Here is a 234-nt window from a genome sequence, read left to right on the forward strand (position 1 = left end):
CGGCCGAGGTTGTCGTAGGTGTAGTGGGCGGAGGCGAGTTCGGTGGTGCCGTCGGCGCTGGTCTGGACGGCGGATTCGAGTTGGCCGGTGTTCTTGGCGTAGGTGTAGAGGGTGGTGGCGCCGGCGGCGTCGGTGGTGTGGGTGAGGCGGCCGGCCTGGTCGAAGGCCTGGGTGAGGCGGGGGCCGTCGGGGTAGGTGACCGCGGTGGTGTTGCCGTCGGCGTCGTACTCGTAG

The 234-nt window shown here is 70.5% G+C and carries 1 protein-coding gene; it reads right to left on the reverse strand.

The features are described from left to right. Window positions 1–234: RHS repeat domain-containing protein (locus AA75_RS47785; RefSeq protein ID WP_033822054.1), on the reverse strand; the 234-nt coding region annotated here is incomplete at both ends.

The organism is Kitasatospora sp. MBT63, from assembly GCF_000710465.2.
GTDB lineage: Bacteria > Actinomycetota > Actinomycetes > Streptomycetales > Streptomycetaceae > Kitasatospora.